Consider the following 10,407-nt stretch of genomic DNA (forward strand, 5'->3'; position numbering starts at 1 on the left):
AAAATCAATTTTTAAACGCAAAGTTCACAAAGACTTATTAAAACTGCTAACTGCTTTTAAGTCAGCAAAGCCGTTTTACTTAGCAAAGAAATGTCCTGGGAACTTTCGTAATTATTTCTGCAAAGATAATTCTTTTGGGAAAAGTTTCTACTATGCGCAGCTGCGTGAGGGCGGAGGGCATTGTTGGAGCTCCTCGCCAGAGAGCGACTGCCCGCAGACCGACCCGCTTGTTTTGCTGTGGCCAAGCCATGGCAAACAAAGGGGCATGCCCAAATTTTTGATTATCAGGACTTTTTGGCCTTTTGTTGGTTGCTAAAGTCTGAAAATCAGACATTTTGCTATGAAAATAACTGCGGTATTCTTTTTGAGATTATGGTCAGTACAAAAAGTAGTTTTTTTTCATAGTTTATTTTTCCGGCGGATGGTCTTGTAAAAGGTCATCCGCTGGTTTTTTATTCTCTCAGGATTTTTATCTGATTGTCATTCCATACCTTGATGACGGACGATCCGGCGTATTCTGAAACTTTGTCGTGGTTTTCTTCTACAATATAATCTACACTTTGTCTGATCTCGTCGGAAATATCACTGAATTTCATGGGAGATTTTTGACCGCTGAGATTGGCAGATGTTGAAACCAACGGTCTGTTGAGTTTGGAAATCAGCTTTTTGCAGTAATCGTTTTTTACAATCCTGATACCGACGCTTCCGTCCTGTGCCAATAATTCTTTCGGCAAATTTTTTGGATTTTCGTAGACGATGGTCACTGGTTTTTCGCTAAGGTCAATAATTTGCCAGGCCATCTCAGGCACATCTACCAGATCCTGCAATCTTTTTTCGGACTCTACTAATATAATGAGAGATTTATTTTTTTCTCTTTTTTTGATATCGAAAATTTTCTGGATGGCCTCGGGGTTGGTGGCATCACAGCCGATTCCCCAGATGGTATCGGTAGGGTAAAGGATGGTTCCGCCAGATTGTAGTATTTCTATTGTCTGATTTAAGTCCATATAAGTGCAGATTTTGGTGAAAACCGAATGTGAATAACTATTAAAGCTTTTAATATTTTGATTTTCAGGTGATTGTTTATTTCAGGTGTGGTTTTTAGTAAAAATTTTCTGTTGCAAATTTAATGATAAATGAACAGATTTTTAAATTGTATTAACCTGTTAAGGTTGATTTAACATAATCCTGATTTTCTTAACAGGATGTTAAAAAATAGTTGATATTTCTTATACATTCGGATTACTCTCCAAATTATTTCTTTACGCCAGATAAAAATTGAGAGAAAAATGGAAATTCACCAGACCTATCGCAAGATATGTATAGCGGGAGCATTTTTATGCGGCACTTTTATTTTTGCACAAACCCATATATTAGAAGGTAGGGTTTTAGATGACAAAGATAATTCTCCTGTAGAAGGAGTTACAGTTAGTATTAATGACAAACAGGTTACAACCGATGTTTCCGGGAATTTTTCTGTTTCTCTGGATCCAAAACTTACGTACACTTTAAAAATTAGTAATGCCCAATATCAGAGTAAGGAGATTTCAGACGTTTCTCTGAGTGAGGAAAATACGCATCTGGATATATTGCTTCATAGATTGGAAGCTAAAGAATCTAATATAGAAGGTGTTGTACTAAAATCAAGCGCTAAAAAAGAATCAATAGCCTCAACTATTGCTTTGCAAAAAAATTCTGCAGTAGTATCACAGGTTATTGGGGTAGAAGCCATTAAAAAAAGTCCAGACAGAAATACCGGCGAGGTTCTGAAGAGAGTTTCCGGAGTGAGTTTGCTGGAAGGTAAATACATCGTCGTGAGAGGACTTTCCGATCGTTATAATCAGGCGATGTTGAATGGAATTCAGCTATCCAGCACCGAGCCGGATAAAAAAACTTTCTCATTCGACCTTTTTCCTGCGAATGTCATAGAAACGCTGGTAATTAATAAAGCTTTTATCCCGGAATATACCGGAGAATGGGCAGGCGGTCTAATCCAGGTTAATACCAAAGATATACCTGCCAAAAACTTTTTTAATATGCAGGTGGGCGTTGGCGCAAACAGCATCACGATCAACAGAGAATTTGCAATACAGAAATCGGGGAAATATGATTTTCTGGGAATTGATGATAAAGGTAGAGCTTTACCTTCTGGATTTCCTACAAAAAATGCATTCGGAATTCTTTCTGAAGCTCAGAAAACCGACTTCGGGAAAGGATATGTAAAGAATTTTGACTATAACAACCTGAGCTGGCCGGAGAATTTGTCTTTTCAGGCTGACGGCGGGTTCAATACCAAAGTTTTCGGGAAGGAATTAGGCGTTATTGCCGTTCTGAATTACAGTAATCTTAAAAGAAGAACTGATACCAAAAACCGTTTCTTTACGATTAATGGTGAAAATGCAGATGTCAATTTCGATTACAGTACTGATAAATATACCAATGAAGTCATTTTGGGTAGTATGTTGAATTTATCTTTAAAGCTGAATGCCAACAACAAGATTTCCATCAAAAATATTATTACACATACTGGTGTCAATCACGTTTCTCTACGTACAGGTAAGGATTTTGAGTTTGATCCTATTAATGGAACTAATATTATTGCGAGAGAATTGGGCTTTAAGGAAACGACTTTTTATAATTCTACCATCAATGGTAATCATAAATTTGCAGGACTCAATCTGAACTGGTACGGAAGTTTTGGGATTCTGGATCAATACGTGCCAATGTTGCAGCGTTTGCAGTATAATGAATATACCAATCTTCCCGGAAGTCCATATCTCGCTTTGATTTCTAATGGATTGTCCCAGAAATCAGGAAGTTTCTTTAACTCAAATCTGAACGACTATCTCTATAATGCCGGTGCAGATTTATCAAAATCATTTGAACTCTTTGGTCAGAAACAAACCGTGAAAGCAGGATACTTGTTTCAGGTAAAAGACAGGATTTACAATGCAAGACCTTTTTCGGTGCAATTGCAGGGATTCAATCAGGCACTGCTTGCACAGTCTTTTGAAACTATTTTTAATCCTTCAAATTTTGGCAGTAACAGCAATCAGTTCACTTTTAACGAAATCGCTGGTAACCAGTACCGTTATATTGCCAATACGATTCTCAACGCAGGATTTTTACAATTGGACAATAATATCACCGATTGGATAAGAGCAGTTTGGGGCGTGAGGGTAGAAAATTTCGATCAGTTAATTGGGAGTACCAAAAAATCGGATGACCGTTTTGTATATTCCAAGGTGACGGATTTCCTTCCCGCATTGAATCTTACCTTCAAGTTGAATGATAAAATGAATGTGCGTATTGCTGGCTCACAAACCGTTGTAAGACCAGAGTTCCGGGAACTTTCGCCATTGGCCTACTATGATTTTGATCTAGGTGCAACAGTTATAGGAAATAAGGACTTGCAAAGAACAAAAATTACAAATGCAGATTTGCGTTGGGAGTTTTACCCAAGAACCGGCGAAATTATTTCTGTAGCAGGCTTTTACAAAAATTTTAAAAATCCCATCGAAGTTTACTTTAATCAGTCTGGCGCAGGAACAAGTAACACATTCAATTTTCTGAATGCCGAAAAAGCAAATGCTTACGGAGCGGAATTCGAATTCAGAAGAAAATTAGACTTCGCAGGTTTCTTACAGAATTTTACGGCTGGCGGTAATTTTTCATACATCCACAATCGTGTAAAAGACACAAAAACCAATACAGACCGTCCAATGCAGGGACAGTCTCCTTACACTGTGAATGCAAGCCTGCAGTATGATAACAGCAAACTTGGACTTTCTTCTACTGTTTTGTTTAATGTGATCGGACGTAGAATATTGTATGTAGGAAATGATCAGGTTCCGCCAATATGGGAAGCACCAAGACCGCTTTTAGATTATCAGATCGCCAAAAAAATATGGAATAATAAGGCGGAGATAAAATTAAACATCTCAGATATATTAAACCAGCGAGCAAAATATTATCACGATTTGAATAATAATGAAAAATATGATAAAACAGATGCTTTAGCAATCGAACGATTGACTGGAACCAATATCAGCTTAACATTAGGCTACAGTTTTTAAAATAAATAATAATATCTAAATAAAATGAAATCCCTTGATTTTAGATTAAAAATGAAGATATCGGGATTGCAATGACCTCTAAAACAATAAATATATACATATGAAACTTAACAAAATCTTAATTGGTGTTTTAACGGTAGGTGTGATAGCCTTTACCACAAACTCTTGCAGAAAAATAGAAGAAGACGGCGAAGTGATTACTCAGGGTGGAACGGGCACAAGTACAACGGAAAACTTGATCCTTACGGGAAAAATAACGTCAAACCTTACTCTAAAAGCTAACAACACTTATAAATTGAGAGGATTGGTTTATGTAACCAATGGTGCAACATTAACCATCGAACCTGGAACTAAAATAGTAGGTGAAGCGGACAAAAATGGTGGATTAATCATCACAAGAGGCTCAAAAATTATGGCGGAAGGAACGGTCAATAATCCGATTATTTTCACATCAGAAAAACCAGTTCCAAAACGTGGCGATTGGGCAGGAGTGGTAATTCTGGGAGCGGCACCTACCAACTCTTCATATAACGGACAGCAAGGTATCGGCGAGATTGAAGGTGGTATAAATAATGCTGCCGGAGACGGACTATATGGCGGAACAAATGCTGCAGATAATAGCGGGGTTTTAAAATACGTAAGAATAGAATATGCGGGTTACGCTTTTCTGCCGGATAAAGAGATCAATGGACTTACTTTCGGAGGTGTTGGAAGCGGAACGACTGTAGATTATGTACAGGTTTCTTATGCCAATGATGACAGCTTCGAATGGTTCGGAGGTACTGTAAATTGTACTCACCTAATTGCTTATAAAGGTCTGGATGATGATTTCGATACAGACAACGGATTTTCCGGGAAAGTACAATTTGGAATCGCTGTTAGAGATCCGTTGGTGGCAGACGTTTCCGGTTCTAATGCTTTTGAATCTGACAACGATGCCAATGGTTCTGCTCTCACGCCTCAGACAGCCGCAGTATTTTCTAATATGACAATTATTGGCCCTATTCAATCTACTGCAACAGCTACTAACGCAGCAAATGTTAATATTTTGTTTCAGAATGGTGCACAGATCAGAAGAAATTCTGCAATGTCTTTATTCAATTCCTTGATTATGGGTTATCCTTTGGCGGGATTATTTGTAGATGCTACAAAAGGAACTGCAACTGATAATAACATCACCAGCGGAAAATTGATGTTCCAAAACAACATTATTGCAGGATGCCCGGTTCCACTGAAATATGGCGCAGCTGCAACACCTACAGGTTTCAATCTGGCTGCTTTACAAACGTATTTTGATACCAATAATAATTCGATCCTCACTTTTGGATCAGATGCGAAAATTACAGGACCTTGGAACCCTGCCGGAACAACACCGAATTTCTCTCCTGCTGCAGGATCTCCATTGTTATCGGGTGGCGTTTTCACCAATCCTTTGCTTGCAGGATTCACATCCGTAACTTACAGAGGTGCTGTTAAGGACGCCAATGATTTCTGGTATGCAAGCTGGACCAATTTTAATTTGTAATAGTTAATTTATTTCATAAAAATTTTTCAATGAAAATCTCCTGGAATTTTTTCCAGGGGATTTTTTTTTGAAATTCAAAACTATTCGTTTTTCCGCAAAGTTACATTGGATCCGGAAACAATATTTTTGCTTAGTAAACTTATATTCTAAAGTTTTAAAGCTATGTAAATTGCTATCCGTAAAATAAATGAAAGAAACTCCAAAATATTTTCTATCCATAACAAAACATTTTCCCGAAATTTGCCAAACATCAAACATCAAACATCAAACATCAAACATCAAACATCTAATATCTAACATCTAAATGAACATCATCCTCGCATCCACATCCACACTTTTCGGTGGTCAATATTTAGAATATCTCAAGCCAGAACTTCAGAGTCTTTTTAATGGTATTAATGAGTTAATATTCATTCCCTTCGCAAGACCAAGCGGAATCTCTCACGATGATTATACCGCAAAAGCAGAACAGTTTTTTGCAAGCATTAATATCAATGTCAAAGGCCTACATACTTTTGATGATAAAACAGAAGCCCTCTATTCTGCGAAAGCATTTTTCACCGGTGGCGGCAATACTTTTCTTCTGGTAAAAACCCTTCACGAATTGGGATTGATGAATATCTTAAAATACAATGTAGAAGCCGGAAAACCTTATTTGGGATGCAGCGCAGGCAGCAATATTGGCGGGATTAATATGAAAACTACCAACGATATGCCGATTGTCTACCCACCTAGTTTTGATTGTATGGGCTTGGTTCCTTTTAATATCAATCCGCATTACCTGGATCCTAATCCGGAAATTAAACATAACGGAGAAACGAGGGAAACCAGGATCAAAGAATTCCTCACACAGAATGACACCAAAGTCATTGGCCTGCGGGAAGGCAACTGGATCAGGAAAATTGATGATAAAATAACCGTGGAAGGTTCCGGACTTACAAGAATATTCGAGAAAGGCAAAGAACCTTATGAAGTAGGGCCCGGAACACAATTGTAAATGCTTTGTTATGAAACCTTCGTGATTTGAAACCCGATTATCAATCATCGAACTCCGGTTAAAAAAAGTAAGATCAATACTGATAAGCTTACGCTATACCATGTGGTTTTTGAAAAAATAAATAGAAGTCACAACTTAATTAGATACTGAAAATATAATATTCTCGCTGACGAGGCTGATTTTATAGATTTTAATGGCAACATCTGCGTAATCGGAAAAATCTGCGAGAATCAGAAGTTTTTTTAATAAAGAAAATTTGAGAATATAAAAATATCTTGCAGTTTCTGAAAATAAAAATTGACCTATGAAAAAGAATATCATCTGTCTGCTCTTGGGCATTTCTACGTTGGGGCTGGCGCAAAAGAATTTCGTTATTAAGGATGGATCCAACCGTTTTGACGCGAAGATCGCCGTCGAAAATTGCGAAGGCGATACCTGTAGCGGCAAAGGTACCATTAGCTTAATCGATAAAAAATCAAAACAGATTTTCCAGACACTGAGTTCCGATGATCTGTATTTTTATCTGAATAAAAACCAACAGCCCAGCGTGAATGTTATTCAGCTTTATAATGAGCAGAGCCCTTTGATTTTTGATGATTTCAACTTTGACGGTTCAGAGGATATTGCTGTAAGAAACGGCAATCAAAGTAGTTATGGCGGCCCGTCTTATGATGTTTATGTTTACAATTCTACCAAAAATCAGTATGTTATTAGCAAAGAATTAACGGCTTTAGCCTACGAAAACCTCGGTATGTTCCAGACAGATCACGAGCGAAAACGTATCAGCACTTTTGCAAAATCCGGCTGTTGCTGGCATATTACAACAGAGTACGCCGTGATCCCCAAAAAAGGATTGCAGAAAGTGTACGAACTGGAAGAAGATGCTCAGGGTGGCGAATTCGTTAAGGTAACAACGCGAAATCTCATCAAAAATAAATGGGTCAATAAAACCAAGAAATATAAAATGGACGATTATTATAAAGATTAAAAATTGAATCGCCCTGATTTGAAACACAAAATACCGATGAATTAAGGCGACTGAAAATGACCTTTGAAAAAAATAAAATTATACATATGAAAATACAGAAAGAGATCGATTTTATCCTTGCCGTGGATGCGCTGAAAAATGTACAGAGACGCAATTATAACGCCGATGATACACGCCGCGAAAATACGGCAGAGCACAGCTGGCAAATTATTATCCTGGCACAAATCCTTTATCCGTATGCTAAAAATAATACAGAAATCAACTTGCTGAGGGTGATTCGGATGTTATCCATCCATGATCTGGTCGAGATCCATGCAGGCGATACATTTCTGTTTGATGAAGAGGCCATGAAAGGGAAATTTGAGAGGGAAAAACTGGCCGCCAAAAAGATTTTCGGTATTCTTGATCAGCCTTTGGCAGACGAATTTTACAATCTCTGGATTGAGTTTGAAGAAGAAGGAACCCCGGACGCTGTTTTTGCTTGCGCTATAGACAGGATTATGCCGTTTATCCTTAATTCTTATACCTCGGGGAAAAGTTGGACAGAAGCCGGCGTTACAGAAAAACAAGTCCGTAATATGTTGGAAAATGCCATCTGCAGAGCATCTGATGAGATGGGAGAGTGCTTCCGGAGCCTGATTTCTAAAAGTATTGATGATAAAAAATTACAGGCAACTCAATGATTCCGAAGTTTGTCATAGTTCTGACAAATACTGGTTCAGTTCTGTTTTTGTATTGGTAAGGCCTAGTTTTCTCCTTAGCCGCGTGCGGGAGTTTTCAACAGATTTGATGCTCGTTTTTGTAATATCAGCAATTTCTTTGGAGCTCAGGTTCAGTTTTATCAGGGCACACAATCTTTTGTCATTATGATTAAGGCCGGGATGAAGGTCCTGCAGCTTTTCGTAAAAAGAATCATAAACATTGGTGAAACGGAAGCTGAATTCATCCCAATTAGTTGTAGAATGGTTGCGGCTGAGGCGGAAAATTACATTGTTGAGGTTTTGTTTGAGAAGTTCCGGGTCATCAGTAGAAACAATATCTCGTAGTTCGTTGGTAATGCTTTGGTAAAGTTCGGTACGTTCTGTTTCCAGCAATGATTTGGATACCAGTTCTTTATTTTTAAGTTCCAGTTCCAGTTTTAATCCTTTTTCGCGCGACGCCACCAGTTCGTTTTCTATTTTTTCTTTGTAAAGATTATTCTTATAACGGACAATCAAAAACAAAAGTACCGAAGAAATAATTAAAAGTACCACAATGGCGTAGAGCAGGTTGAGCCGCTTCTTATTGTTCTCCAGTTCCATAGCCTGCTCCTTGTCCCGGAAACTGGATTCTATCTTCTCCCGTTCTACATTCACCGCTTTTTCCTCGATATTCAGGCTGTCCCTGATATTGTCATACTGCTGAAAATAATCTGCAGAGGTCTTATAATCGCCTCCCAAAAGATAAGCTTTGTAAAGGTTTTTGAAGGACGTCTCTATTGTCAATAATGCACAACTAGCGAGATTGATGTATCCTAATAATAAATCTGCCAATACCAAACTTGCAAATAAACTTTCTGAGAATTTATCAGGGACAGGTAAGCAACGAATCACCGAAGCTGATGAAGAACTTGCAAAAAAGGAACTTGAAAAATTAGTACACCGCATTGTTGCATACATAAGTCAATAATTATTTTCCACGGAACCACCAATTTTGGTTAAATCCTAGTCTTATTCCTATTGAGAGAGTTTGAATATTATGCTCATCATTTAGAGACTCTATACCATACACTTTTGACAAACCAAATTTATATTGAGCTACTAATTCGATATTATTAGTTACAAATAAACCTAAACCAATGTTAATCATATAATCGGGTTTTATTTTAATGTATTCGTCACCTGACTTCAAAATTTGTTTCCATCTAATAAATGCCAATTCTGGTCCAATAAATATGAAAAAGCTTTTTTTATTATTATATGAATTAATATGTTTTTTGAGATTAATCCCAGCTGAATATGTCTGGTATGAAAGTTTGGTAAAAAGACTTTTAGTAAAAAACGAATAATTAACGAACGGCTCAAGATAAAGTGATGCAGAATCATAAACATCATTTTCGTCAATTGCTACAGCAACTGCGAGACCAGTAGAATATTGATCTGCCGTTGTGTTTCCTATTTTAATTTTCGAATAATTTCCCGATAGCTTCCACTTTACATATTGATCTCTATTTTGAGCACTTAGAATTAAGGTGTATCCTAGAAAAAGAGTTAACAAAATTTTTTTTAGCATTATGTAATATTTTGATCTTTTTGAATATTGCGTTTCCAGATTTTAAATTTTACTTTATTAACCCGTAGTGCATTATAAAAAAGGTTGCTCAAGTAACTAAAAATTAGTATATTGTATTGACTACCAATCAAATACAATTATGAGCAACCTTGAGGCAAGTTACAATTTAATTTTAAATAATTTAAGAGAAATATCAGAAATTGAAAATTTTTATTTTAAACCAATACCAAAACTGTCTGATATAGAGTTAATTAGTTTGATTATTCAGGCTGAATTTAAGTCCATTGATTCCGAACATCAACTTTTTAGAGATATAAAGGGTTTTGAAATTGAACCAAAAATTGATAGAAGTGTTTACAATAGGAGAAAGCGAAAACTATTTCCTTTTATTGAAGAAATAAGAAAGAAAATGGTGGATAAATTTAATGAATTTGAAAACTACTTCGTAGTAGACAGCATGCCTTTGGAAGTATGTAAAATATCCCGTTGTTCCAGAAGCAAGATTTGTAAAGATGTAGATTACGCTTATCCCAACAAAGGATTTTGCGCT

Annotated in this window: 8 protein-coding genes and 1 pseudogene; 6 read left to right on the forward strand and 3 right to left on the reverse strand. The window is 36.9% G+C overall.

Translation table 11 applies throughout. The features are described from left to right. Positions 1–452: 452 nt before the first annotated feature. A complete protein-coding gene (locus B0B05_RS08970) occupies positions 453–1,007 on the reverse strand; it encodes an L-threonylcarbamoyladenylate synthase (protein WP_076783319.1) in 555 nt (184 codons plus the stop codon). A gap of 282 nt (positions 1,008–1,289) precedes the next feature. Between B0B05_RS08970 and B0B05_RS08975 the strand changes: the two genes are divergently transcribed. The 5 genes from B0B05_RS08975 (at position 1,290) to B0B05_RS09000 (ending at position 8,269) form a co-directional block, all read left to right on the forward strand. Further along, a complete protein-coding gene (locus tag B0B05_RS08975) occupies positions 1,290–4,076 on the forward strand; it encodes a TonB-dependent receptor domain-containing protein (protein WP_076783320.1) in 2,787 nt (928 codons plus the stop codon). 100 nt (positions 4,077–4,176) lie between these two features. Beyond that, a complete protein-coding gene (locus B0B05_RS08980) occupies positions 4,177–5,601 on the forward strand; it encodes a hypothetical protein (RefSeq protein WP_076783321.1) in 1,425 nt (474 codons plus the stop codon). 304 nt (positions 5,602–5,905) lie between these two features. After that, positions 5,906–6,598, forward strand: coding sequence for a dipeptidase PepE (gene pepE, locus B0B05_RS08990; RefSeq protein ID WP_076783323.1), 693 nt, complete (start codon positions 5,906–5,908; stop codon positions 6,596–6,598). 304 nt (positions 6,599–6,902) lie between these two features. Continuing rightward, positions 6,903–7,586 (forward strand): XAC2610-related protein, encoded by a 684-nt coding sequence (locus B0B05_RS08995; RefSeq protein ID WP_076783324.1) that lies wholly within the window; start codon positions 6,903–6,905, stop codon positions 7,584–7,586. 86 nt (positions 7,587–7,672) lie between these two features. Continuing rightward, positions 7,673–8,269: an HD domain-containing protein gene (locus tag B0B05_RS09000; RefSeq protein ID WP_076783331.1), complete on the forward strand. Its 597-nt coding sequence runs from the start codon at positions 7,673–7,675 to the stop codon at positions 8,267–8,269. Positions 8,270–8,281: 12 nt separating this feature from the next. On the opposite strand, the gene B0B05_RS09005 is transcribed toward B0B05_RS09000, so the two are convergent. Then, complete coding sequence (locus B0B05_RS09005; RefSeq protein ID WP_159435866.1) at positions 8,282–9,244, reverse strand: helix-turn-helix transcriptional regulator; 963 nt, start codon at positions 9,242–9,244, stop codon at positions 8,282–8,284. A gap of 10 nt (positions 9,245–9,254) precedes the next feature. Further along, complete coding sequence (locus B0B05_RS09015) at positions 9,255–9,857, reverse strand: hypothetical protein (protein ID WP_076783327.1); 603 nt, start codon at positions 9,855–9,857, stop codon at positions 9,255–9,257. 139 nt (positions 9,858–9,996) lie between these two features. On the opposite strand from B0B05_RS09015, the pseudogene B0B05_RS09020 reads away from it, so the two are divergent. Further along, positions 9,997–10,407 (forward strand): annotated as a pseudogene (locus B0B05_RS09020) (IS982 family transposase); the annotation flags it as partial.

Origin of the sequence: Epilithonimonas bovis DSM 19482 (assembly GCF_900108115.1) — a bacterium.
Classification (GTDB): Bacteria; Bacteroidota; Bacteroidia; order Flavobacteriales; family Weeksellaceae; genus Epilithonimonas; species Epilithonimonas bovis.

Coding starts and splice junctions, on each gene's coding strand:
- B0B05_RS08970 (WP_076783319.1), bottom strand. CDS start 1,007: ATGGACTTAAATCAGACAATAGAAATACTACAATCTGGCGGAACCATC.
- B0B05_RS08975 (WP_076783320.1), top strand. CDS start 1,290: ATGGAAATTCACCAGACCTATCGCAAGATATGTATAGCGGGAGCATTT.
- B0B05_RS08980 (WP_076783321.1), top strand. CDS start 4,177: ATGAAACTTAACAAAATCTTAATTGGTGTTTTAACGGTAGGTGTGATA.
- pepE (WP_076783323.1), top strand. CDS start 5,906: ATGAACATCATCCTCGCATCCACATCCACACTTTTCGGTGGTCAATAT.
- B0B05_RS08995 (WP_076783324.1), top strand. CDS start 6,903: ATGAAAAAGAATATCATCTGTCTGCTCTTGGGCATTTCTACGTTGGGG.
- B0B05_RS09000 (WP_076783331.1), top strand. CDS start 7,673: ATGAAAATACAGAAAGAGATCGATTTTATCCTTGCCGTGGATGCGCTG.
- B0B05_RS09005 (WP_159435866.1), bottom strand. CDS start 9,244: ATGTATGCAACAATGCGGTGTACTAATTTTTCAAGTTCCTTTTTTGCA.
- B0B05_RS09015 (WP_076783327.1), bottom strand. CDS start 9,857: ATGCTAAAAAAAATTTTGTTAACTCTTTTTCTAGGATACACCTTAATT.